Source organism: Aeromonas sp. s2 (genome assembly GCF_040907935.1).
Classification (GTDB): domain Bacteria; phylum Pseudomonadota; class Gammaproteobacteria; order Enterobacterales; family Aeromonadaceae; genus Aeromonas; species Aeromonas dhakensis.
Window position 1 is genome coordinate 1 of record NZ_JBFOCR010000001.1, and the last position, 22933, is coordinate 22933.

Annotated in this window: 30 protein-coding genes, 1 tRNA gene and 1 other annotated feature; of the genes, 16 read left to right on the forward strand and 15 right to left on the reverse strand. The window is 61.3% G+C overall.

Going from position 1 to position 22933, the window contains the following annotated elements; translation table 11 throughout:
* Window positions 1–214 precede the first annotated feature (214 nt).
* The 9 genes from AB5Y81_RS00005 to AB5Y81_RS00045 form a co-directional block, all read right to left on the reverse strand.
* Window positions 215–550, reverse strand: a complete 336-nt coding sequence (locus tag AB5Y81_RS00005) for a hypothetical protein (protein WP_171269275.1) — start codon at window positions 548–550, stop codon at window positions 215–217.
* 24 nt (window positions 551–574) lie between these two features.
* The gene (locus AB5Y81_RS00010; RefSeq protein WP_043133630.1) at window positions 575–766 is read right to left on the reverse strand and encodes a hypothetical protein; all 192 of its coding nucleotides are present in this window, start codon (window positions 764–766) and stop codon (window positions 575–577) included.
* Complete coding sequence (radC, locus tag AB5Y81_RS00015) at window positions 763–1260, reverse strand: DNA repair protein RadC (protein ID WP_201880210.1); 498 nt, start codon at window positions 1258–1260, stop codon at window positions 763–765. The genes AB5Y81_RS00010 and radC overlap by 4 nt, the downstream gene beginning before the upstream one ends.
* A gap of 109 nt (window positions 1261–1369) precedes the next feature.
* Window positions 1370–1615: a hypothetical protein gene (locus AB5Y81_RS00020; RefSeq protein ID WP_279484730.1), complete on the reverse strand. Its 246-nt coding sequence runs from the start codon at window positions 1613–1615 to the stop codon at window positions 1370–1372.
* Between the two features lie 4 nt (window positions 1616–1619).
* Window positions 1620–2030 (reverse strand): hypothetical protein, encoded by a 411-nt coding sequence (locus tag AB5Y81_RS00025; RefSeq protein ID WP_201880213.1) that lies wholly within the window; start codon window positions 2028–2030, stop codon window positions 1620–1622.
* Window positions 2031–2039: 9 nt separating this feature from the next.
* On the reverse strand, window positions 2040–2465 hold the full coding sequence (locus AB5Y81_RS00030) for a DUF2787 domain-containing protein (protein WP_201880216.1): 426 nt from the start codon (window positions 2463–2465) through the stop codon (window positions 2040–2042).
* A 19-nt stretch (window positions 2466–2484) separates the two neighbouring features.
* On the reverse strand, window positions 2485–2832 hold the full coding sequence (locus AB5Y81_RS00035) for a YkvA family protein (protein ID WP_201880219.1): 348 nt from the start codon (window positions 2830–2832) through the stop codon (window positions 2485–2487).
* 83 nt (window positions 2833–2915) lie between these two features.
* Window positions 2916–3365, reverse strand: coding sequence for a hypothetical protein (locus tag AB5Y81_RS00040; RefSeq protein WP_201880224.1), 450 nt, complete (start codon window positions 3363–3365; stop codon window positions 2916–2918).
* A gap of 12 nt (window positions 3366–3377) precedes the next feature.
* Window positions 3378–3701 (reverse strand): hypothetical protein, encoded by a 324-nt coding sequence (locus AB5Y81_RS00045; RefSeq protein WP_123173866.1) that lies wholly within the window; start codon window positions 3699–3701, stop codon window positions 3378–3380.
* Window positions 3702–3947: 246 nt separating this feature from the next.
* On the opposite strand from AB5Y81_RS00045, the gene AB5Y81_RS00050 reads away from it, so the two are divergent.
* Complete coding sequence (locus tag AB5Y81_RS00050; RefSeq protein ID WP_201880227.1) at window positions 3948–4298, forward strand: helix-turn-helix domain-containing protein; 351 nt, start codon at window positions 3948–3950, stop codon at window positions 4296–4298.
* Between the two features lie 11 nt (window positions 4299–4309).
* Here the strand turns inward: AB5Y81_RS00050 and AB5Y81_RS00055 are convergent, their stop codons facing one another.
* The 5 genes from AB5Y81_RS00055 to AB5Y81_RS00075 form a co-directional block, all read right to left on the reverse strand.
* Complete coding sequence (locus AB5Y81_RS00055) at window positions 4310–5290, reverse strand: hypothetical protein (protein ID WP_201880230.1); 981 nt, start codon at window positions 5288–5290, stop codon at window positions 4310–4312.
* Window positions 5287–6276 (reverse strand): YqaJ viral recombinase family protein, encoded by a 990-nt coding sequence (locus AB5Y81_RS00060; protein WP_139392549.1) that lies wholly within the window; start codon window positions 6274–6276, stop codon window positions 5287–5289. Before AB5Y81_RS00060 ends, AB5Y81_RS00055 begins: the two co-directional genes overlap by 4 nt.
* A gap of 94 nt (window positions 6277–6370) precedes the next feature.
* Window positions 6371–7321, reverse strand: a complete 951-nt coding sequence (locus tag AB5Y81_RS00065) for a DUF932 domain-containing protein (RefSeq protein WP_201880236.1) — start codon at window positions 7319–7321, stop codon at window positions 6371–6373.
* Between the two features lie 234 nt (window positions 7322–7555).
* Window positions 7556–7632: transfer RNA gene (locus tag AB5Y81_RS00070), tRNA-Arg, on the reverse strand.
* Window positions 7633–7682: 50 nt separating this feature from the next.
* Window positions 7683–8837, reverse strand: coding sequence for a flagellar assembly protein FlgT (locus AB5Y81_RS00075; RefSeq protein WP_010634842.1), 1155 nt, complete (start codon window positions 8835–8837; stop codon window positions 7683–7685).
* Between the two features lie 195 nt (window positions 8838–9032).
* Here AB5Y81_RS00075 and AB5Y81_RS00080 point away from each other — a divergent pair, with 195 nt between their 5' ends.
* Together AB5Y81_RS00080 and AB5Y81_RS00085 are read left to right on the forward strand one after the other, a co-directional pair.
* A complete protein-coding gene (locus AB5Y81_RS00080; protein ID WP_005303721.1) occupies window positions 9033–9653 on the forward strand; it encodes a FlgO family outer membrane protein in 621 nt (206 codons plus the stop codon).
* Window positions 9654–9667: 14 nt separating this feature from the next.
* Window positions 9668–10096, forward strand: a complete 429-nt coding sequence (locus AB5Y81_RS00085; RefSeq protein ID WP_005303718.1) for an LPP20 family lipoprotein — start codon at window positions 9668–9670, stop codon at window positions 10094–10096.
* A 106-nt stretch (window positions 10097–10202) separates the two neighbouring features.
* Here AB5Y81_RS00085 and pheA read toward each other — a convergent pair whose 3' ends face one another.
* Window positions 10203–11375, reverse strand: a complete 1173-nt coding sequence (gene pheA, locus AB5Y81_RS00090; RefSeq protein ID WP_279484728.1) for a prephenate dehydratase — start codon at window positions 11373–11375, stop codon at window positions 10203–10205.
* A 38-nt stretch (window positions 11376–11413) separates the two neighbouring features.
* Window positions 11414–11548 (reverse strand) — a sequence feature (Phe leader region).
* Between the two features lie 169 nt (window positions 11549–11717).
* Here pheA and AB5Y81_RS00095 point away from each other — a divergent pair.
* The 13 genes from AB5Y81_RS00095 (at window position 11718) to AB5Y81_RS00155 (ending at window position 22932) form a co-directional block, all read left to right on the forward strand.
* The gene (locus AB5Y81_RS00095; RefSeq protein WP_279484727.1) at window positions 11718–12317 is read left to right on the forward strand and encodes an HAD family phosphatase; all 600 of its coding nucleotides are present in this window, start codon (window positions 11718–11720) and stop codon (window positions 12315–12317) included.
* A 24-nt stretch (window positions 12318–12341) separates the two neighbouring features.
* A complete protein-coding gene (locus tag AB5Y81_RS00100) occupies window positions 12342–12620 on the forward strand; it encodes a DUF6482 family protein (RefSeq protein ID WP_279484726.1) in 279 nt (92 codons plus the stop codon).
* Between the two features lie 45 nt (window positions 12621–12665).
* Window positions 12666–13538 carry a hypothetical protein gene (locus AB5Y81_RS00105; RefSeq protein WP_017784403.1) on the forward strand — a complete coding sequence of 291 codons (873 nt, stop codon included), beginning with the start codon at window positions 12666–12668 and terminating at the stop codon, window positions 13536–13538.
* 94 nt (window positions 13539–13632) lie between these two features.
* The gene (locus AB5Y81_RS00110; protein ID WP_279484725.1) at window positions 13633–14181 is read left to right on the forward strand and encodes a DUF3157 family protein; all 549 of its coding nucleotides are present in this window, start codon (window positions 13633–13635) and stop codon (window positions 14179–14181) included.
* A gap of 183 nt (window positions 14182–14364) precedes the next feature.
* On the forward strand, window positions 14365–14994 hold the full coding sequence (locus tag AB5Y81_RS00115; protein ID WP_005303698.1) for an outer membrane beta-barrel protein: 630 nt from the start codon (window positions 14365–14367) through the stop codon (window positions 14992–14994).
* Between the two features lie 172 nt (window positions 14995–15166).
* Window positions 15167–16111 carry a DUF523 and DUF1722 domain-containing protein gene (locus AB5Y81_RS00120; protein WP_017783768.1) on the forward strand — a complete coding sequence of 315 codons (945 nt, stop codon included), beginning with the start codon at window positions 15167–15169 and terminating at the stop codon, window positions 16109–16111.
* 63 nt (window positions 16112–16174) lie between these two features.
* Window positions 16175–17062: a MerR family transcriptional regulator gene (locus AB5Y81_RS00125; RefSeq protein ID WP_279484724.1), complete on the forward strand. Its 888-nt coding sequence runs from the start codon at window positions 16175–16177 to the stop codon at window positions 17060–17062.
* Window positions 17059–18480 (forward strand): deoxyribodipyrimidine photo-lyase, encoded by a 1422-nt coding sequence (phrB, locus tag AB5Y81_RS00130; protein WP_279484723.1) that lies wholly within the window; start codon window positions 17059–17061, stop codon window positions 18478–18480. The genes AB5Y81_RS00125 and phrB overlap by 4 nt, the downstream gene beginning before the upstream one ends.
* Window position 18481: 1 nt before the next feature.
* Window positions 18482–18910: a nuclear transport factor 2 family protein gene (locus AB5Y81_RS00135; RefSeq protein WP_279484722.1), complete on the forward strand. Its 429-nt coding sequence runs from the start codon at window positions 18482–18484 to the stop codon at window positions 18908–18910.
* Window positions 18907–19641: an SDR family NAD(P)-dependent oxidoreductase gene (locus AB5Y81_RS00140; protein ID WP_279484721.1), complete on the forward strand. Its 735-nt coding sequence runs from the start codon at window positions 18907–18909 to the stop codon at window positions 19639–19641. Before AB5Y81_RS00135 ends, AB5Y81_RS00140 begins: the two co-directional genes overlap by 4 nt.
* Complete coding sequence (locus AB5Y81_RS00145; protein WP_099359035.1) at window positions 19638–20897, forward strand: NAD(P)/FAD-dependent oxidoreductase; 1260 nt, start codon at window positions 19638–19640, stop codon at window positions 20895–20897. The genes AB5Y81_RS00140 and AB5Y81_RS00145 overlap by 4 nt, the downstream gene beginning before the upstream one ends.
* Entirely contained in the window at window positions 20894–21676 is a 783-nt protein-coding gene (locus AB5Y81_RS00150; protein WP_124249221.1) for a DUF1365 domain-containing protein, read from the forward strand. The genes AB5Y81_RS00145 and AB5Y81_RS00150 overlap by 4 nt, the downstream gene beginning before the upstream one ends.
* Window positions 21676–22932 carry a class I SAM-dependent methyltransferase gene (locus AB5Y81_RS00155; protein ID WP_368146505.1) on the forward strand — a complete coding sequence of 419 codons (1257 nt, stop codon included), beginning with the start codon at window positions 21676–21678 and terminating at the stop codon, window positions 22930–22932. The genes AB5Y81_RS00150 and AB5Y81_RS00155 overlap by 1 nt, the downstream gene beginning before the upstream one ends.
* The last annotated feature ends 1 nt before the right edge of the window (window position 22933 follow it).

Here is a 22933-nt window from a genome sequence, read left to right on the forward strand (position 1 = left end):
CGTATGGCAACTGCCCCGCAGCGAGTTTTTCACATTTCCTATCATCGTGTTTACCCAGTTGAATGCCGGATGATCCAGCCAGTCCAGGTTGCCCCGGTGACAGTCGGGATATCCGGATCATGGTGTTGGCGCTGATGATCCGGGTTTGGGGATGCTGGCGTTATTGGGTGGAAACGTGATCGGCATGCATGTTATTCGGCGATCGGTATACATGTTATTGCTGTGCCTGCGCTGCGTCTGGGTGAGCGGCATCGAACAGGATGGCGTAGAGCGCACAATCAATGCCGTTAACGGCATCGTGGTGCGGGTAATAGGGCGGTGCGTCTCGGGATCGTTCGAAGTAGTCGCCAAAGCAGCTGAGACAGTCGCGTATCTCGATGGTGGAGCCTTGCAAGGTCTCTTCAAACTGCTTGGCATAACTCCGGTCATCACTAGCCTTGGCGATGGCCTTCTCCAGCAACGTCAGCGCATCTTCGTTGCTGACGGCTGTCAGGCCATGGCGCAGCTTCTCGAGGGTTTCCTCAAGGGAATAGGGATTGGGTAATCGCATGGCGTTTATTCCTTCTTGGCGTGACTAATGGCGTAGCTGGTGGAGCAGTGTGTCAATGGCCTCGATGCAGTCGGCTTGGGTGAGCAAATAACCGTTGGGGAGGTGAGCCACGATGGCGGGCTCAGCCTGCATCTGAACGTTATCTTCAAGCCAGCAGCGCAGCTCGAGGAGGATGTCGAGGGCGGTGAGGTGTGTTTTGTCTGGAGTAAGGCTCATAGCAGACCTCGCTCGGCCAGTGATACGACGCCTTCCGCCCCGACCACCAGATGATCCAGGGTGCGGATATCGACTAACTCCAACGCGCGCTGCAATCTGTGGGTGATGTCGATATCTGCCCGGCTGGGTTCCGGGTATCCCGACGGGTGGTTGTGGACCAGCATCAGCGCGGCGGCATTGTGATGCAAAGCTCGCTTGACCACATCGCGGGGGTAGACGGTCGCAGCGGACAGGGTGCCAAGGAACAGCTCTTCGTAGGCCAAGATCCGGTGCTGATTATCGAGGAACAGTGCCGCAAACACTTCGCGATCCCGTGTTTGCAGCAGTCCTTGCAGGGCCTGATGGGCCACGTGTTTATCGGTGATGGCAATGCCCTTGGCGAGCTTCTGGCGGGCAACAGCTTGGGCGATGGTGAGCAGGTCATCGTCGGTGACAAGGTCAGTCACCCGGTAGGTGCCGGGTTGCTCCCCGGCGGTGAGTTTTTGATGCAACATGATTAGGCTCCATACGCCATCGCCCCACCGTGAGGGATGCGGCTGGGTCGGCGAGGTGTTTGGTTAATAGGGTGGTAAATGTGGTGGTTGCAGGATTGGCTGGTGGTGTTCAGGCCGCAAGGGTGTGAGTGGTGTAGTCGTACAACGGGACGTGGTAACTGGTCGCAAGCAGTGTGCCTAGCTGGGTTAGCCAGCGGTGATCCGGGTGGTCGCACAGCCATTGAACCAGTTTATTGCCCTGTTCGTTTTCATAGCGCAGGTAGAGGGCATAACCGTTCACTGGCTGGCTTTGGTCATGCACCACGTCAATCTGGCCATGGTGATCAAGGTAAGCCTCCAGCTCGATGGCGATCACGGCGTTAATTATCTTCGCTCTCCTTGTCAGGGGTGGGGTCACTCTCCACGGCATAGCCGCGATGGATGCAGATGCGCTGCAGGTCGCTCAGAAAGTTGGCCAGCACGCGGGGCTGCTCGCTGAGCGGAACCGGCCCTGCTTGGCAATGCCAGAAACAATTTCGCTTGGGGTCAATGCAGATCTCATCCCTCGGCTGGCTCATGGTGTGCCAGTCCTCAGCATTGGTGAGGGAGAGCAGTTGCCACTGCACGCCAGACCAACGGACCTGCAGGGTGACTGTGCGGATGTGTGGACTATCCGGGGTCAGGTGTAGCAGCCAAAGCTGACCACTGCGAGTGGGGGTTAGCTTGGCGCTTGTGGCGACTCGTCCCAGCCATTGGCGTGAGTAGTGGGAGAGCGCTAATTCTTGGCTCATCGTGTCCTCCTAATCCCCTGCGACCGTGATGCTGAAACATTCCAACCGACAGTAGGCAATGAAGTTGCTTTGCCAGATATCGAACAACTCCCGCGCTTCGGCCAGTCGCAGTGGCCCCCAGCCCAACATGATGTGTTCCCCATCGAGGAAGTTGAAATCGAGCTCCTTGCAGAGCTCAGCATCTTGGCCCTGCCCCTGGTAGCTGAAGTCGGTGACGTAATCGAACAGCCAGCCATCGAGCCCGCGGATCAAGCGGATCTCGACCGGGTGCACGCCGCCTTGCTCGGCGCTGTAGCCGGGATTGCGAAAGTTGAAGGTCAGTTGGGTTAAGCGCTCAATATTGAGCTCGGTTTTAGCTATTTCTTGGTCGAGGAGAACCAGCAATGCTTGGTCAACGGGCAGGGTAAAGCCGTCCCGGAAAAAGGGAATAGTCATGGTGTACTCCTTGTGGGGGTTAATCTTGTCCGAACAGCTCGCGCATTTTTCTGGCCACACGGGCACGGATCTGGGTGTCAATAAAGGCGGTAATACTGGCGAGTGCCGCACTTAGCACCGCGATGTCATCGGTGAGCCCCATAGGCAGCACATCCGGGATCGCATCGATGGGCGAGATAAAGTAGGCCAACGCGCTGTAGATCAGCAGCTTGGCCCAGAGCGGCAGGTCATCCTTCTGGCTGGTGTAGTAGAGCAACAGGCAGGTTTCAATAAAGGGCCGACCGGCACGCTTGGCAAAGGCGCAGAGCTTGCGCCAAAAGCCTTGCTGGTCGAACGGCTCGCATTCGGGAGGAATACAGGGGGGCATAGTGTGTCTCCTTCACAGGTGGGTGAATGGCAGAAATGAAAAGAGGAGGCAAATGCCTCCTCTTGGATGGGAATGGGTGTGAACTATTGGTCCCACATCAAGCAGTCAAACTCGGGGGTATTGGTGGCGGGCAGTACAGCGGCGACCTCTTTGGTTGGCAGTGCGAGTTGCTTGCCGTCAGCCGTCAAAATGCGGATCGACTTGGCCTTGCGTAGCTTGTCCCACATGTCGAAGAAATTGTTCTCACCGACACGGGACTCGGTCTCATAGGGCGCATCGTATTGGCTGCCATCGATGATGATGGTGAAAGCTTGCCCAGCATAAGAGCCGTACTCCTTGCCCTGCACGGTAGCCGTCATGCTGACCTTGCGGGTGTCATTACAGGCGATATAGAGGTTGTTTTGCTCGTTGACCACCGCCGTGTATTCGCTGGTCCCCTGTCCCCAGCCACTGCTCCAGCGTCCGGCCTCGCCATAGGCCAGGGCGTTGTTGCATAGCAGGATGGCCGTCAACGTGATCCAACATTTGTTCATGGTTAACTCTCCTTATCCAACGTAGTAACCCAACACATTTTGTAAAAAGCCACCTGCCGCGATGTAGCCCACCACGCCCCCGATGAGCTGGGGACCAACTTTCCAAAACAACTTTTTCTTGAACATCTCCTGTGCGCCGTCAGCAAACAGCATGTCTGGTTGGGTAAAGCGGCGGAACAATTCCCCGCCCATCAGGCCAAGTGAGGTAAACAGCGAGCCAAAGACAAAGTGCCAGATATGGCCCCAGAATCCGAGCTGTGGGGAGCTACCGGTCCAGAGTGAATAAATCGTGACGACGAGAAAAAAGAGGGAGGCAATAACGGGATAACGAGCCATGTACTTTTCCTTATGTAACAGAGTAATAGTAACAATGGCAGTCGCCCTAACCGCTCGCGTAAAAGCGCTTTACCCGAGATGGGAGGGGATGCCACAAACGAGGATTGATGTTTGTTGTCGGTGAGTCGGTCAGCGTAGCGATCATCGATTTACGGCCAATTACAACCAACTAGGTCGATACTCGCCTTTTTGAGTCCTTATCGTCAATGAGTCCATGGTCAACCATACGGGTTGACTGGAGGAACCATGACAGATATCAACCTTGAGCTGTTAGCCAAGAGCGTTGGCAAGGCGATTAGCCACAAGCGTACTCAAGCCGGATTCACGCAAGAGCATGTGGCTGAACACCTCAATATCGGGATGGAGGCCGTCTCTCGAATGGAGCGAGGGATTGTGGTGCCGACCGTGGTGCGGCTGGCGGAGCTCGCTCAACTGTTTGGTTGTGAGCTGGCGGACTTTCTGCGCGAGACCAGTAACCGCCCGACCGAGCAGGGCATTGTGCTGAGCCAGCAACTGGCCCGGCTCGATGTTGCTGACCGAACCCTGTTGCTGGAAACGGTTGAGCGGTTGGTTGAGCGGTTAGCCCGTCCCGGCTGAACGCCCGCCATTCACTGGGGAGAGGATGGGCTCCCTTTCCCCAATTTGTTGGTGAGTGGACTCCTTCTTGGTTGTGGCCTCTGCGGCATTCTGGTTACTTGGCTTTGCGGTGCGTTATGCGAGGCAACCTCCACTGCCCCTACGTTTCCATTCGCCGTATCGTCGCTGTTTGCTTCAGGATAGAACTCTTCCAGCAGCATCGGCACCTCTTCATCGATATCCTCAAATTGGCCATTGCGCAGCAGGTCGCGAGCGGCCTGCTCCATCTGGTCGATGGCGAGCCCCGCCTCTTGATCACGCCGGGCGGCCTCCAGTGCTTGCCTGACTGCCTCAGTCAGGTTGGTTTCTTCCCGCAAGGTCAAATCCACGTAGTAGACCGGTGTGCGGTAGGACTGGGTAGTGCTCTTGGCCCGCAACCGCAGGGTGAGCGGCAGATAGCGGGTATGACCCCCGCTCACTGCCTCCAGGTACTTCAGTCGCGCAGCCAGGGTGCGTACCGAGTTGTAGCCGGTGGTGCGGAAGATAAAGCTACCCAGCTCATCCCCTTGCCCCTCCACAAACAGGTTCAGTCGTCCGTACAGCTTGCAGCCCTGTTGCCCTGCAAAGGCGCAGCGCTCTGGTCCTGGACAGCTGACTTCCTCCATGCCTTGCGCCCCCACACGTCTCGCCACCTCCCCATTCCCGACACAGAGCGGCCTGCCGGTTTGCCGGTCAAAGGCGCTGTATTCCGCCCGCAGATTCAAGTCGCTGTCGTTGAACAGCACCCGCACTGGAATGGCGCGGATCTTGGTTTGCTCCTGACCTTGGCCACTCTTTTGCGATGAGTAGTGTTGATGCAGGGGATGGAGCAACCATCCCCCCTTTTGCTGTACCTGGGTGGTGAGGGTGAAGCTGTCGTCCTTCTCCGGTACCCACTTATCCTGTTTTTGCACCAGCTTGCCGATGCAGATCCGCCCGATCACGGGCGGGGTAATCGCCAGTCCTTTGATCATGGTGTTTGCCTCAAGGGTTGAATGGTGAAACGGCGCACGCCGGGCACCGGTTTGACATAACGGGTGAGCAGGTCGGGATGATCCTGACCGAGCTTATCCAGATCCGGTGCCAGCCGGTCTTTGCTGCGCTTCCAAGTGATCTTGCCGTTGGCAAACAGCCCGGCAGTGGCTTCACCTAAGGTGGCTTGCAACCGCTGCTTGAGCTGCGACTCTTGCAGCTCGACGGCTTCCTTTTGCTGACGCAATCGCAGCAGCTCGCCAAACAGCTGGTTGAACTCGGGAGAATCCGAGAGATCCACCGTCTGGCCATCATCGCGGGGAAACAGCCAGCTCAGGGCATTGGCGGCATCATTGGAGCCGTCAGGCTCGGGCTGCTGGTCTTGTTGCACCATCTGCCAGAACTGCGCTTCCCGCTCGGTGAGATCCTGGATCTTCTCCTCATCGCGCTCGATGCGGTAAATCCGAAAATCCTGGCCGCCGATCAGCACTGCCACCTCAGCCCAGGCATGGCCGGTAACCGCTAATTGATGCAGTACCTGACACTGATAAGCCACCGGCACACCTTCCTCCCACTGGGGGGCGCTGTGATAGCTGGCGGTCTTGATCTCCAGAATGCCCGGCCCATCGGGATGGCCGACTACCTCCCGATCGAGGTTGGCGAGCATGAAGGGTTGCTCGGGGTGTTGCAGCACAGCATTGACCCGTCGCACACGAAAGCCGGTGCGTTTGGCATAGACCTGCGCTAACACAGGCTCCAGCTCAATGCCCCACAGCACGGCTTCCTTGTGTGAGATATCCTCCGGCTCCTTGCGACCGGTCTTCTCCAGCCAGAGGCTGAGCGGGCATTTGTAGGGGGAGAGCCCCACTGCGACGGCGGCATCGGAGGAACCAATGCCGAGTTTACGGATAGCGAGCCACTGCTCGCGGGTTAATTGAGTAGTAGAGGCTAGCCGCAGGGCTTGGCCATATTTGGCTTTTGCTTTCATGACTATTCCTTGTTGACGGCATAAATGGCTACGCCCGGATTGGCTTGCGCCAGTCCGGGTGAGGTCGTTATGCGATTTGAATGGGGAAGCGTAATTACTGCAGCAGAGTGAGTGCCTGATTCAGGGCTTGGGATTTGAGTTGGGCCCCCTGACCAAACCAGGCGGAGTCGAGCCGGTGATCTTGGCTGCGGGCACGGCGGTGGTGATCCACGTATTCCGTTACCGCATTGACCAGCCCCCAGGCGGTATTGCGGGAGCTGACAAGTTCTGAGCCCATGCCTGCGCCCTGATAGAGCTCATGCAGCCGTTGTACCGGCTTGGTGAGAATGATGTTCTCCTCATCCAGCGGTTGCGCCAACAGGTCGCTGAAAAAGCGCAGTGCCTCTTCGGGGGCCACGGGCCGCTGTGCCAGCGCCTTGGTCTGCGCCTTAAATTCATCCCAATGAGAGAGCCCCAGCCCGAGCGACTCTTTGACGACAGCTGCATCGAACTGAGTAGAGTGGGGCACCTTGATGGCACCGGTAGCGCCGCGCAGTGCCATCTGTAGGGTGTTGTTGCAGACTACCCGCAGCGAGGTGAACTGCGCCGTGGTGCAGAGCGTGCCGTCGCAGCTGGTCGCCAGCAGCAAATAGGACTTTACCAAGTCATTGCCTTTGAGCTTTAGGTCCTGACCTGTTTTAGCCAGAGCCCACAGCTTGCGGCCGCCTTTAAGCGAGCCTGCTGTTTCCAGCTCAAAGCCACCGGCTTCTACCAGATCTTGATAGAAGTGCAGCACCTCGTGAGGCTGTACCACGTTGTAGCGACTTGAGACCACCGATAGGGGGGCGAGGGTATCGGAGCGATACAGCACCTTGCTGTCGCTGTAGGGGCGGATATGCAGTGCATCGGAGGCGACGTTAAACATCACGTCGCTCTGCTCGATGGTCCAATCCATCCCGGCTGCCTGTAGCCAGATATCGAGAGATTGTTGCGGGGGCAAAATATTGCCAAGGCCATGCCAAGGGGTTTGGCCCGTGTAGGCCATGGTGTCAATCAGGTGAGCCATATCTCCTCCAGGAATTGTGAAATGCAGACATCAGCCTGCTAACTCATGGAGGTGATGTAGGTTTGAAAGTTTATTGAATAGGATTTATTTGCTATTGAATTCTCATTATTTTAAGGGGCTTTACAGCATGATGGTGTTGTGCAATGAACTGCACTGGAGGGGTACGGAGAGGGGTACGAGGCCAAAAACGACCAAGGGGTTAGCACCATGACGATGCCAACCCCTTGTTTTGTATGGTGTTCCCGACTGGAGTCGAACCAGTGGCCTGTCCCTTAGGAGGGGACCGCTCTATCCTGCTGAGCTACGGGAACCTTGTGGCCGGCATTATACAAGAAGCGGCTCCCTTTTAAACCCTTGATTCTTATTCCAATACTGCCAGATCGCCGATCTGGATGTTAAACGGCGAATATTTGTTCTGGCTGCTGATGATGGCGCCATCCTCGAATACCTGCACCACTTCGAACAGGCCGTCGGCGGGGTTGCGCAGCATGCGTGCCTTGCCGTAGGGGTCGATGAAATCGGCATCGTGCTGGATGCGGAACTGATCCCCGAGCCGGACGCCGTTGCGGCGGCCCAGATTGATGTAGGGGCCGCGCTCGTTCTGGCTGACCACCCGGGCGGTGACCGGGGCGCAGCTGAGCTGGGCCACCAGATCCTGCACCGCCTCCTGCAACTGGTAGTTGACCTCCTGGCCGTAGCTCGACTGCCAGAACTGGCCGCTGCTGCTGCCCACCTGATCCCGCTTGGCGAAGGTCCAGTTGGCCCGGCCCTGGTACTCCTTGCGACCGAGCAGGCTGCCGTTGATGCCGTCGAACAGATAGAGCTGCATGCGAAAGTTGCGGATGGGATCTTCATACCAGCTGGTCAGCTGGTTGCCCTGCGGCTCGATGGAGAGATCGTCGATGCTGCCGAGCACCAGGTACTGGCTGTCGGTACGCAGGCTGAGCGCCTTGATCTCCTCGAGGGCGCTGCGATCCCCCTGCTGCAGGTGGAGCGGGTCGATGCGCAGGTTTTCGTCCAGCCACTGGCGCACGGCCACCCCTTGCGGCGCGCTGGCCAGCGCCTCGAACATGCGGCGTGACAGGTTGGCGGGCATGTCGTCGAGGGCGCCGTAGCTCGCCTGCTCTGGGTAGCGCAGCCGCAGCCGCACCAGCGTCAAATCCTTGGCGTAGTGCTGGGTCTGGCAGATCTGGCGCTCGGCTTGGATGTCGGCCATCACTGTGATGTACATGCGGCCGTTGCGCACCTCTTCCCGCTTGAGCCGGTACTGGCGAATGTCGCCGCCGGAGCGGATCTGGATCTGCTCGGAGCGCAGGCTGCCGTTTTCCAGGCGCTGGATGCTGGAGACGGCGGCGCCGCTCGCCAGCAGCGCCTGCCGCAGGGCATCGCGGGTCGCCTGCTCGCGGGCGTAGACCTCGTCCCCGCCCAGGATGGCGGCACTGCCCTGCGCCTCGATGATCTCGGCCCGGGCCGACAGACTGGCCAGCAGCAGGGTTAACAGCAGCGGTAATTTCATGACAAACACCTTGAATATGCGGGTCGGCGCGATTCACCCCTGTCGAAGTGAGGTCGCCGGCCGATACAGATCACAGAGCCGTGCCGGTTGCACAGCACACCGCGAATATTTAGCAAGATCCATGCCTCATTCCCGGCTCAAGCTTTGGCCGGTCGAACCGATAACAAATCAGGTGCAGATACAGGAAAGGTATCCATGAACAAACTCATCACGGCGTTGGCGCTCGCTCTGGCATTGGCCGGTTGCGGCACCGACCCCATCAACCGGGATCTGGGTGATCCGCGCCAGGCGGCGCAGGGGATGGAACTCAACTGGCTGGTGGCTCGCATGACCGATCAGCTGATGGAGCGCAAGTCGCTCACTACCCTGACCGAACCCATCGCGGTCGCCTCCTTCGTCGATCTCGATACCCTGCAGGACACCAACTGGATGGGCCAGCAGATCGAGGAGAGTTTCATCTACGAGCTGAACCGGCGTGGTGAGGTGGTGGTGGACTTCAAGCTGACCGGCAGCATCAAGGTGACGCCGCAGGGGGATTTCGTGCTGAGCCGCAACTACAAGGATCTCTCTCCCCGGTTGCCCATCTCCCGCATCCTGGTCGGCACCTTCAGCCGCAACAGCAAGGGGATCCTGGTCAACGCCCGCATCATCGACCTGCGTACCAAGATGGTGGAGACCACGGCCCAGAGCATGATCCCGCAGAAATACCTGTTCGGTGCCAACAATTCGTTTGGCCGGGCCTCGATCAACCGCGGTTACCTGATGCGTGACAGCCAGGCGCGTCCCGGCGGCCATCTGGTCAACCTGACGCCCTGAAAGGAGTAGACGCAATGAGAATCCTGTTCGGATGCCTGCTGGCCCTGCTGCTGACGGCGTGCAGCGGCGGCAATCGGGTGGTCAACTACGGCGGCAACAACAAGCCGGATGACTTCCCGGTACTCAAGGCGGTCGGCTACGCGGTGATCGACATCCAGCCCGGCCCCTCCCAGTCCGAGAAGATGCTGCAGGCTATCCGCGCTTCCAAAATGGATGCCTACCGCGAGCTGGCCGAGCAGCTCAACGGTCAGCAGGTGCGCGGCCAGAGCAGCTACAAGGACCTGACCCAGACCTCCAACTCGCTGGACGTGTCGGTGGCGGGCATGGTGCGCGGCGCCAGGGTGGTGGCCTCCTATCCCCGCGGCAACACCTATGCCACCGAGATGGAGCTCGATACTCGCGCCCTCTACAACATCAACCAGCTGATGGCAGGCCAGTTCTGACGGCGTGCCCACGGCGAATGGACGACAAAAAGGCGACCCCGCAGGGTCGCCTTTTTCATGGGCGGTGTCGGCCGGCAGATACCCGGGCCGACCCAACCTTGGCGGATCAGCCGCCCATCAGCACCGGCGGCACGGCGGTCGGCTTGACGTCTTCGCTCGGGTAGCAGCCCAGCACCTTGATGTAGCGGGTGATCTTGGTCAGCTCCATCAGCGCGGCCTGCATGGACGGGGTGTTGAGGTTGGCGGAGACATCCAGGTAGAACATCTCCTCCCACGGGTTGCCCTGCACCGGCCGGGATTCCAGCTTGGTCATGTTGATCTCGTTGTTGCGCAGCACCAGCAGCGCCTCCACCAGAGAGCCCGGCTTCTGGGAGGTGGACATGATGAGGGTGGTCTTGGCCGGGATTTGCGGCGCCACGTCGATGGGCTTGCGCGCCACCACGATGAAGCGGCTGTAGTTCTCCTTCTGGTTGGCCAGCTGTTCGGCCAGCACGTCCAGCCCATACAGCTCGCCGCCGGCCGCGCTGCCGATGGCCGCCGCTTCGGGGCTCGCCAGCTCTTTGACCTTCATCATGGCGCTGGAGGAGGAGTCGCAGATCTCGTGGCGCGCCCCTTCCAGCTTGCTCAGATAGTGGGAGCACTGCTGGAACACCTGCGGGTGGGCGTAGAAGGTCTTGATGCGGGACAGCTCGGTGGGCACGGCGGTGAGGATGCAGTGCTCGATGGGGTAGGTGAGCTCACCGACGATGGAGAGGCTGGTGTGCTGCATCACGTCGTACACCTCGTTGATGGAGCCCGAGCTGGTGTTCTCGATGGGCAGCACGCCGAAGGCGGCACGGCCCGACTCCACCGCATCCAGCACCTCGCGGAAATTCTGGCAGTTCACCTCGATCACCTGATCCTTGTAGCGGGCCAGGTACTTGCGGGCGGCGAGGCTGGAATAGGAACCGCGCGGCCCCAGATAGGCGACGCTGGTCATCGGCTCCTGCTGCGCCGGGTTGAGCAGGCTCTGCAGATAGGCCTGCTGGGAGAGCACCGAGTCTTCGATGATGGTGTGATAGATGCGGGTGATGTACTGGGCATCCAGCCCCAGTCCGCGCCCTTTCTGGATCAGGGCGACCAGCAGATCCTGCTCGCGCTGGGGATCGCGGATCGGGCGCGGGTTGGCCTGCTTGGCGCGGGCGACCTCGATGCTGAGGGTCTTGCGTTTGGCCAGCAGGGCGAGCAGCTCCTGATCCAACTGGGTGATGTCTTGTCTGATCTCGTCGAGCGTTGCCATGATGGTTCCCTATCCAAGTAATCGATTGTGGTGGCTGCAAAAAAAAACCTCCGCTAGGGGAGGCTCGATTCGTCTTTGCTTTCTGTTTACGCGAGTGCTTCACGTGACGACTGGCCTTCCCTCATGAGGGCCGGATAAACGAGAAAGCAAAAAAGAATGGTGCGTGCATGAGTGTGTCCTTGAGGTAACGCCATAAGCATTAAGGGATTTGACCGTACGATGCAAGTAAAACTTGCCCGTGGGTGGCGAACGGGGCAGGGTAGGGGCGTGAGCCTGCGGGGGCAGATGCGTGTCGGATGGACCCGCTTGCCGTCGCAATGATGCAGAGAGCTGGAGGTGAGAATGGCGATTATTTTCGATCTGGGACGAGTGGTGGTGAGCTGGGATCCGGTCGGCATCGTGCACTCGGTACGGGGGCCGCACGGGGCGGAGCAGCTGGCGGAGCAACTGTTCAACCATGGCGACTGGCTGGAGGTGGACCGGGGGACCCTGTCGCTGCACACCATGGCCCGTCAGGCGCAGGTGCGAACCGGCCTGTCGACGGCAGAGAATCTGGCCATTTTGCAGGCGGTGCCGCCATCCCTTGTGCCGGATCCCGCTATGCTGAGCCTGATAGAGGCACTGCACGGGGAGGGGCACACCCTCTACGCACTTTCCAACATGGGCCATGCCAGCATCGACTGGCTGGAGCAACATCAGGATTTCTGGCGCTTCTTCAGCGGCAAGGTGGTGTCGGCAAGGGTACGGATGATGAAGCCGGAGCCGGATATCTACCGCTATCTGCTGGTGTCGTTCGATCTGCGGGCCGAGCAGTGCCTGTTCATCGATGACAGCCCGGCCAACGTGGCCGCTGCGCAGACGCAGGGGATCGGCGGCCTGGTGTTTACCGATGCATACAGTTGTCGCCAGCAGCTGGTGGCACAGGGTTACCTGCCGGCCTGAGCGGGCGGGAACGCGGGGTAAGTTATGGAACACGGCAGGTTTCGCAATTGGCTCAGTCACTATCCGGATGCGGGGCTGCTGATCGCCTGTCTGGATGGCAGCGGTTATCAGCTCTGCGTCGAGGTGAATGGGGAGATGCAGTGCCTCACCGACAGCGAGGGGGGCAGGTTGACGTTCGCCTCCCTCGAGCAGGCAGAGGGTTTTCTGCGCATGCACCAGGTTCATCAGGCGAAACTGCGGATTTATGACACTCAACTGGATGAATATGATGATAATTGGTATGAAATAATCATTAAATTCTAGTTTATCCGCATTCTTTAAGGGTTTATTCAGGATTATTGCTGCACAATGGCGCCCAATTCATCATCCGGTGCCGTTGTTATGGATGCCAATATCGTTGTGCTGAATCGAGGATACGATCAGACCTTTCAGACCAGGGAGCAGTCGCTTATCGAGACCCTGGCTGGCTACGGCGAACTGGCGGTCTCCTTCTCCGGTCGACTGGAGTCCTGCTACAGCATGGATCTGTGCCGCGCCAGCGGTATCCGGATCCGCGCCATCACCCTGGACAGCCCGACCCGCAGCCGCAAGGAAGTGGCCCGCGCCAAACGTTACTGCCAGCGCTACGGCATCGAGCAGCGGGTCATCAAGACCGATGAGATGATCTTCTGCGATCACCTGCGCCACCTCAACGAGGTGATCGATCCGGTGCGCTACATCTGTCACCTCACCGCGCTGGAAACCGACTGGAGCCACCTGCCCATGCTGCTGCCCGCGCCGGTCGAGGAGCTGCGGGAGTATCTGCGCCGATTCGGCAGCCTGCCGGACAACACCCTCTGGCTGTTCGCCAAACAGGGCATGACCCACAGGGACTTTCGCTACGGCTTCAACAAACGTCAGCTGGGACGCTGGGGCAAGAGCGCCCACGGCTGCCTGAGCCACCGCTTCTCCGATCCCGAGCTGGTGGATCGCCGTCATCTGCGGATGGTGGACATGGCGGAGCAGATGCTGGCCGACATGGGGCTGGAGGAGGCGCAGGTGTTTTTCCATACCCTGGGCGATCGGGCCACCACCCTGGCCCGGGTACGGCTGCCGGCGCGGTTGCGAGCCCGGGCGTTCGATCTGCAGCCGGATATCCTCACCGCCCTCAAGAGCACGGCGTTCGATCTGGTGACCCTGGACATGATGCCGGCGGAGGAGCGTCAGGAGCTGGTGGTCTAGGCAACCGAAGGCAGGAACGTGAGTGCGGTCATAGGCAAGGTGCGGCGGACTCTTTATACTGACGCCCTTTTCCATCGACGCGAGTCATCACCCTATGAAACCCTTGTCCCGTCTGCTGGTTGCCCTCTGCTTGTCGCCCCTGCTGGCACAGGCCGCCCCGCTCACCCAGGTGACCCTGCCGGATGGTCGCCAGGTGCAGCTCAACGATGACTTCACCTGGGAATATCTGCTGCTCAAGCCCGCCGCCGACGGCAGCGCGGTGCAGGGCACGGTGGCCGTGCCGGTGCTGACCGAGCAGGCGATGAACAACCCGGATCTGCTGGCCCAGGCCGTCAAGGACGGGATCGGCGTCAAGCTCGCCAAGCTGGAAGGCTCGGATCCCCTGCAACTGCAATTCACGGTGAGCAACACCGGCACCCGCAACGTGGTGCGGGTGCGCGGCAGCATCACCCTGTTCAGCGAGCAGGGGGCCCAGCTGGCCAAGCAGGAGGCCCGCTTCTGGGTCGGCGAGAACCGTCTGCCGGAGTCCTATCTGCGCAAGGGGCAGCAGCGCCCTTCCATGGTGCTGGAGGTGCCGCGCCCGGCCGGGCTGACCGGCAAACCCCTGGTGCGGGTCGAGATTGAGGAAGTGGAGTTCCGCTGATCCCTCATGCAACAGGCTCCTTCGTGGAGCCTGTCTTGATTGTTAACCCGGTAACCGCCAGCAACAGTTGCTTACATCTGACATGGTTTGGCAACAGCTTGCCGCTCGGCATTTCTCCCCGTCCTCTGCACAATGACCCCATTCCAGCTAGGTCTCAACTAGCTCAACGATGGAGTCATCAAAATGAAAAAAGTTGCACTTTCTGTTCTGGTTCTGGCCGGTTTCGCTTCTACTTCCGCTCTGGCTGAGGATGCCTTCAGCTATGCCAAAGGTGGCCTGACCTGGGCGCACACCAAGTCCGACTACATTGGCGGCAAAGATAGCAACAACCGCGACTTCGGCGGTCTGAACCTGGATCTCTCCAAGAGCTTCGGTTCCAACTTCTACGGTCGTCTGGGCAGCGAGTACACCTCCCGCAACGATGGCAACGACAGCATGGGCATCTCCAGCCTGGGTCTGGGTGTCTACACCCCGCTCAGCACAGGTCTGAACCTGTATGGGGAAGCGGGCCTGATGGGCTACACCATGGAGCGTCAGGTGGCTGCCAACGTCAAAGACAGCGGTTGGGACGTCATCACCCGCAAGAACAGCGGCAGCATGTACGGTGAGGCCGGCCTGCGCTACGACATCGGCGCCGTCGAACTCTCCACCGCCTACCGCTACGCCAACATGACCGACGACATGCACGATTTCAAAGTGGGCGCCGCCTACAAGGTGAGCCAGAACCTGGCCCTCACCGCCGACTACACCTATCGCAAGTGGGACCTGCAACAGGGTTCCATCACCAGCCTGGGTGTGAAGTACAGCTTCTAATCATCCTTCCTGTAGTGTCTTCATTTTTACCCATGACTTCGGTCATGGGTTTTTTCATTTCCGGTTGATCCACCCTTCACCCTTGCGCCGTATCAGTCCGCAATAGTTATACAACTTCCATTTTTTTGTATAACTGCTATAACTGATTCAGACTTATACAAGGAGTGATGACATGTACAAGATCAAGGTTGGTATCAGCGCCTGCCTGCTGGGGCAGGAGGTACGGTTCGACGGAGGTCACAAGCGTTCCAGTTTCTGCGAGCGGGATCTCGGTGCCCACTTTGACTATCACCCCGTCTGTCCCGAGATGGCCATTGGCCTCGGCGCGCCCCGCGCCGCCATCCGGCTGGTCAAGCGCCACGGCGAGATCCGCGCCGAGGCGAGCAACGGCAGCTTCGACGTCACCGACCAGCTCATCGCCTTCAGCGAGCAGAAGGCGCGCCAGCTCGACTTCATCTCCGGCTACATCCTCTGCGCCAAATCCCCCAGCTGCGGCATGGAGCGGGTGCGGATCTATGGCGCCAACAACGAGGGGAGTGCCAAGGAGGGGGTCGGCCTGTTTGCCAAGGCGCTGATGGAGGCCAATCCCCTGCTGCCGGTCGAAGAGGATGGCCGACTGTGCGATCCCATCCTGCGGGAAAACTTCGTGCTGCGGGTCTTCGCCTACCACGACTGGCAGCAGCTCTGTGCGCGCGGCATCACCGCCTCTGCGCTGATCCGCTTCCACTCCCGCTACAAGTACCTGGTGCTCTCCCACGCCACCACCCACTACCGTGCGCTCGGCAAGCTACTCGGCAACCTGGCCAGGGCCGACCTGCAGCAGGTGGCCGACAACTACATCAAGGGGCTGATGGCGGCGCTGACCCTGCGGGCCAACCGGCGCAGTCACACCAATGTGCTGATGCACCTGCAGGGCTACTTCAAGCGGGTGCTGACCCCGGCCCAGAAGCAGGAGCTGTGCGACACCATCGATAAGTACCGTACCGGCGTCTTTCCGCTGCTGGTGCCGCTCACCCTGATCCGCCACTACCTGCGCGAGTACCCCAACCCCTATCTCGCCGAGCAGGTGTACCTCAATCCGCACCCCGACACGCTGAAACTGCGCTACGGGCTCTGAATATCCTGTGCAGGTCCCGGCGGATGGCCGGGGCCTCTCCCTCAACCTTTGCTGGATGCCGTTATGTCTGATTTACCACACGCCGCTTCTCCTTCTCCGGAGGAGGGGATCTACCCTATTCGCGAGGTCTCCCGCCTCACCGGTGTCAACGCCGTGACCCTGCGCGCCTGGCAGCGTCGCTACGGGCTGGTGCAACCGGCCCGCACCGACAAGGGCCACCGCCTCTACAGCGAACAGGACATTCGCCAGATCGGCGAGATCCTGAGCTGGCTGGAGCGGGGGGTGAGTATCGGGCAGGTGAAGGGGCTCCTGAGCGAACCCCAGGCCCAGCCGGTGAGCGAGCACTGGCAGCAGACCCTGGAGCAGTTCAGTCAGGCGCTGCTTGCCTTCAACCAGCGCAAGGCGGAGGCAGAGCTCAACGACCTGCTGGCGAGCTATCCGTTCGAGCTGGTGCGCAGCCGGGTACTGCAACCCTTGGTGGAGCGGCTGCTCGGGCTGTGGCGCGAGCGTCCCGATGGCGAGCTACTGCAACAGGTGTGGCTGGGCTGGCTGCATACCCGCTTCGCCCGCCACCTCATCGAGCAGGAGAAGGGCGTGCCGGTCACCCTGGCGAGCTGGGGACAGGTTGGCCCGCTCGATCTGGTCTGGGCTGCCTACGAGCTGATCGGTCAGGGCCATGAGGTGCAGCTGCTGGGGGCGGTGGAGCCGCGCCATGCCAGCCTGCTGGAGGGGCGTGCCGTGACCCCCTGGCTGGTTCTGCTAGGGGCCGGCCTTGGCAAGCCGGATCTGGCTGCCGGCTGGCCCGCCGGTACCCGCTTCTTTGGCGAGCTGGGGCGCCTCTACGATGGCGAGTGGCTGCAAGCCCACGGCTGGCAGGCGGGCCTTGCCGAGGCGATGGCAGACAGGCCAGCAGCGGTTGGTGCCGGCGGACGCGGGAGGAAAAAATCATGAAGCTGGTCTGGTTTCGCAACGATCTGCGCCTGGCCGACAACCCTGCCTTACGTCACGGTTGCGCCAATGATGAACCGGTCGCCGCGCTCTTTATCATCTCTCCCACCCAGTGGCGGCAGCACAAGCTGGCCCCCGTCCGTCAGCGCTTTGTGCTGGCCCAGGTCGATATGCTGGGCCGCGAGCTGGCGGCGCTCGGCATCCCGCTCCATCTGCTGCGGGTGGAGACTTTTGCCGAGGTGCCGGCGGCGCTGGCAGATCTTTGCCGCGAGCTGGGGGTAACCCAGCTCTACGCCAATCAGGCCATCGAGATCGACGAGCTGCGCCGGGATCAGGCCGTCACTACCGCGCTGGCAGAACAGGGGATTGGTTGTCACTGGTTCAACGGCTGCTGCGTGCTGCCGCCGGGGCGGGTGCTGACCGGCTCTGGCGAGATGTTCAAGGTTTTCACCCCCTTCAGCCGTGCCTGGCTCAAGGCCCTCGACGAGGATGGTTTCGTCATTCATCGCGCGCCCACTGCTCGTGGCGAGCCGCTACCATGGCAGCCGTTGGCCGAGCGGGACTTCGTCGATGTCGCCCTCGGCGAGCTGACGGCTGACCCCCGTTGGCCGGTGGGGGAGGCCGAGGCCAGCCGCCGTCTGAATGACTTTCTGGAGCAGGCGGTGCTCGACTATGGCGAGACCCGCGATTTTCCTGCCATCGCGGGCACCTCTGTGCTCTCCCCCTATCTGGCGGCCGGCATCATCAGCCCGCGCCAGTGCGTGGCGGCGCTCCAGCAACGGCTTGGCTACCGGCCCCAGTCCAAGGCTCAGCCCGGCTTTGTCTGGCTCAATGAGCTCATCTGGCGTGAGTTCTATCGCCACCTGCTGGTGCTGATCCCGACCCTTTCCATGAATCGGCCCTTCAAACCGGAGACATCGGCCCTGCCGTGGAGCTGGGATCCGGATGCCTTCGCCGCCTGGTGTGAGGGGCGTACCGGCTACCCCATCGTCGATGCGGCGATGCGCTGCCTCAACGCCACCGGCTGGATGCACAACCGGCTGCGGATGATAGTGGCGAGCTTTCTCACCAAGGATCTGCACATCCACTGGCGGCTCGGGGAGGATTACTTCATGAGTCGGCTCATCGACGGCGACCTGGCGGCCAATAACGGCGGCTGGCAGTGGGCGGCGGGCACCGGGGCCGATGCGGCGCCCTATTTCCGGGTCTTCAACCCCACCACCCAGGGGCAACGATTTGATCCGCAAGGGGAGTTTATCCGTACCTGGGTAACTGAACTTGCCGATATTCCTGCCGCTTATGTGCATCAGCCCCACGACTGGCTGCGGCTCAAGGGGCGACAGGATTATCCGGCACCCATGGTGGATCACGCCGTTGCCCGGGTGAGAGCCATCGAGATGTTTCGCTCTCTGGAGAAATAGGATGAACGAGTCGCTGGCCCGCTTTGTGGCCCTCTATCAGCAGCTAAACCAAGATGAGTTGCACCGTTTGCCCGAGGTCTATGCAAGCGAGGTGATCTTTACCGACCCAGCTCACCGCATCGAGGGGCTGGCGGCGCTCACCGACTATTTTTCCGCTCTCTATCAGCGCCTGGCCTACTGCCGTTTCGTCATCACCAGCCAGCTGCAGCAGGGGCGCCAGGCCTGGCTCGGCTGGACCATGACCTTCTCTCACCCCAGATTGCGTGGTGGTGCGCCGGTGACGGTGGAGGGGGCCACCCGCCTCGAGTTCGACGAGACGGGCAAGGTGTGCCTGCATCGCGACTACTTTGACCTTGGCGCCATGCTCTACGAGCAGTTGCCGCTGCTTGGGTCCGTGGTGCGCACCATCAAGGGGAGGCTGGGCGCATGAGCGGCCGGGTGCTGATCACCGGCGCCACCTCCGGCATCGGCTTTCAGCTGGCGCTCGATTATCGGCGCGCAGGCTGGCAGGTGTGGGGTTGTGGTCGCGATGGCGAGCGGCTGCTGGCACTGGGGCGCCACGGCATCACGCCGCTGCAGTTTGACGGGCGCTCTGCAAACGCCGTGAGCGAGGCGGCCGCCGGCTTGCCATGGATCGACCTGCTGATCCTCAATGCCGGCAACTGCGAGTACATGACGGTGGACGAGGGGTTTGACGGCGCCCTGTTTGCCCGGGTCATCGAGACCAACCTCGTTGCCACCGGCCACGCCCTAGCCGCCTTTTTGCCGCTGCTGGGGGCAGGCGGACGCCTTGCCATCGTCAGCTCCTCGGTGAGCTGGTTGCCGCTGCCCAAGGCCGAAGCCTATGGCGCCTCCAAGGCGGCACTCGACTATCTGGCGGATACCTTGCGCCTGGATTTGGCCGGCAAAGGGATCGGTGTGACCCTGATCCGCCCCGGCTTTGTGCAGACGCCGCTCACCGCCAAAAATGATTTTCCCATGCCCTGTCTGGTGCCGGTGGAAGAGGCTTCCCGCGCCATCATGAACGGGCTCGCCGCCGGTCGCCACCAGATCCACTTTCCCCGCCGCTTCATCTGGCTGCTGCGCCTGCTCGGTGTGCTGCCGACGGGGCTCTGGCTGCGCCTTGGCCGCGCACTCGTATCGAAAGGACGCCCTTCATGAAGAAAAAGATCGCCATCGTCGGCTCCGGCATTTCAGGCCTGACCGCCGGTTTCCTGCTCCACAAGCTGCACGACATCACCCTGTTCGAGGCGGCGCCGACCCTGGGTGGGCACACCGCCACGGTCGATGTGGAGCAGGCGGGGCGCCGCTATGCCATCGATACCGGCTTCATCGTCTTCAACGATCGCACCTACCCCAACTTCCTGAGACTGCTTGAACGGATCGGGGTAGCGCGCCAGCCGGCCGAGATGAGCTTCTCGGTGAAAAGCCCGCAGGGGCTGGAGTATAACGGCCACAACCTCGACACCCTGTTTGCCCAGCGCAGCAACCTGCTGAGCCCACGCTTCTACGGTTTTGTCGCCGAGATCCTGCGCTTCAATCGGGAGGCGCGGGCCTGGCTGGTGGATGGACAACAGCAGGGGGAGGGCCTCGAGCTGACCCTGGGGGATTTTCTGCAGGTGGGTGAGTTCAGCGACTACTTCGCCCGCCACTACATCTTGCCGATGGGAGCCGCCATCTGGTCATCGACCCTGGCCGATATGCGCGTCTTCCCCTTGAGCTTCTTTCTGCGCTTTTTCGCCAACCACGGCCTGCTCGAGGTGGCCAATCGCCCCCAGTGGTATGTGATCCCGGGTGGCTCGCGGGAATACATAGGCCCGCTGACGGCCGGCTGGCAGGCAAACATTCGCCTGGCCTGCCCGGTGCAGGGGATCCGGCGTCAGGCGGACGGGGTGCTGATCCAGAGCAGCCATGGCGAGGAGCGGTTTGACGAGGTGATCCTCGCTTGTCACAGCGATCAGGCGCTGGCATTGCTGGCGGACCCGGGCGAGCGGGAGCAGGCCATTCTCGGCGCCATGCCCTATCAGGCCAACGATGTCTGGTTGCACACCGATGCCTCCTGCCTGCCGGTGCGGCGCAAGGCATGGGCCAGCTGGAACTATCAGCTGGGGGAGGATGACGGGGCGCGGCCGCTGGTGAGCTACAACATGAACATCTTGCAGGGGGTGAGCTCGCCAGAGCCCTTCTGTGTCAGCCTCAATCCGCAAGGCAAGGTAGACGAGAGCAAGGTGCTGCGCCGCTTCGTCTATCACCATCCGGTGTTCAATCAGGCCTCCATCGCCGCCCAGCAGCGGCGGGCCGAGATCTGCGGCCAGCAACACACCCACTTCTGCGGCGCCTACTGGTACAACGGCTTTCACGAAGACGGGGTGCGCAGCGCCCTGGACGTAGCCAGACGGTTCGGGGCCGAGCTATGAAGGGTGCAGTTCTGGCAGGCCAGGAGGCGAGTGCCGAGGCCATGACCGGCACCCTCAGCGCCATCTGGCAGGGGTCGGTGCGCCATCGCCGCTTCGCACCGCGCGCTCACGCCTTCTCCTACAGCCTCTTCATGCTGGGGCTGGATCTCGACGAGCTGCCACAACTCGATCGCGGGTGCTGGTTCGGGGTGGAGCGGGCAGGGCTGCTCTCGTTTCGTCGCGACGACTACCTGCGCGGCAGCGAGGGGCCGCTCAAGCAGGCGGTGTGGCAGAAGGTGAGCGAACTGGGTGGCGATGCCGAGCCCGAGGGGCGGGTACTGCTGCTTGGCAACGTGCGTTGCCTCGGTTTCTACTTCAGCCCGGTCAACTTCTACTTCTGCTACCGGCAGGGGGATGCACGCTATCTGCTGGCGGAGGTGTCGAACACCCCCTGGAACGAGCGTCACTACTACCTGCTGGATCTGGCGGCGCTGGCCCCCCACGACAAGGATTTTCACGTCTCCCCCTTCATGGGGCTGGCGATGCGCTACCACTGGCGCATTCGCCCGCCCGCGCAGGAGACACTGATCCACATCGAGAGCCACCCCGTATCCGGTGAAGCCAAGCTGTTTGACGCCACCCTGGCGCTGCGCCGGGCGCCGCTGTCGCGCAAGGGGCTGGCGGCCCTGCTGGCCCGCTGGCCCTGGATGACCATGAAGGTGCTGCTCGGGATCTACTGGCAGGCCCTGCGTCTTTTTATCAAACGAACCCCCATTTTCACCCATCCGGAGAGCCGCTAATGGAACTTGTGCAATCAACCCTCTCTGCCTCTTTCATCGACAAGGGGGCCAGGCAACTGCTGCTCAATCTGCTGGGTCGCCTCGAACACGGCCAGCTGCTGCTGTGGGATGGCGGCGAGCGTCACAGTTTTGGCGTGGCGGGCACCGACCTGTACGCCGAGCTGGTGGTGCAGGATCCGGCCTTCTATCGCCGCCTGCTGCTGGGGGGCAGCATCGCCGCCGGGGAAACCTGGGTGGAGGGGCTCTGGACCAGCCCGGATCCGGTGGCGCTGGTGCGGCTGCTGGCCCGCAACTTGGCGCTGCTCGACTCCCTTGAGCGGCGCCTCGGCTGGCTCAGCTTCCCGTTCAACAAGGTGCGTCACTGGCTTAACCGCAATACCCTGACCGGGTCGCGCTCCAACATCGCCGCCCACTATGATCTCGGCAACAGCCTCTATCAGGGCTTTCTCGACAGCCATATGCAGTACTCGAGCGCCATCTATCCCCATGCCGATGCCAGCCTGGAGGAGGGGCAGCAGGCCAAGCTGCGCACTATCTGCGAGCGACTGGCACTGGGGCCAGACGATCATCTGCTGGAGATCGGCACCGGCTGGGGCGGCCTCGCCGTCTATGCGGCCCGCCACTACGGCTGCCGGGTGACCACTACCACCATCTCCCGGGCCCAGCACGATTATGCCAAGGAGTGGATTGCGCGGGAGGGGCTGGGGGATCGCATCACCTTGCTGCTGGAGGATTACCGCAAGCTGGAGGGCTCTTACGACAAGCTGGTCTCCATCGAGATGATCGAGGCGGTGGGCCACGCCTTTCTGCCCGATTATTTCCGCCAGCTGTCGCGGCTGCTCAAACCCGGTGGCCGCCTGCTCATTCAGGCCATCACCATTGCCGATCAACGTCATGCCCAGTACCTGCGCGGGGTTGATTTCATCCAGCGTTACATCTTCCCCGGTGGCTGCCTGCCGAGCGTCTCCCAGATGGCGAGTCTGCTGGCGCGGGAGACCGACATGCAACTGGTGCGGCTGCACGATCACGGCCATCACTATGCCCGAACCCTGGCCCACTGGTGCGAGCGCTTCCTGGCGCTGGCGCCCGAGCTGCCAGCCCTCGGCTACAGCCAGGATTTCATCCGTTTGTGGCACTTCTATTTTGCCTACTGTGAAGGGGGATTCTGGGAGCGCACCATCAGCCTGGTGCAGCTGGAAGCGGCCAAACCTGGCCCACTCGGCTGGAGTGGAGATCTGCCCGTCGGCGGGCACTGAT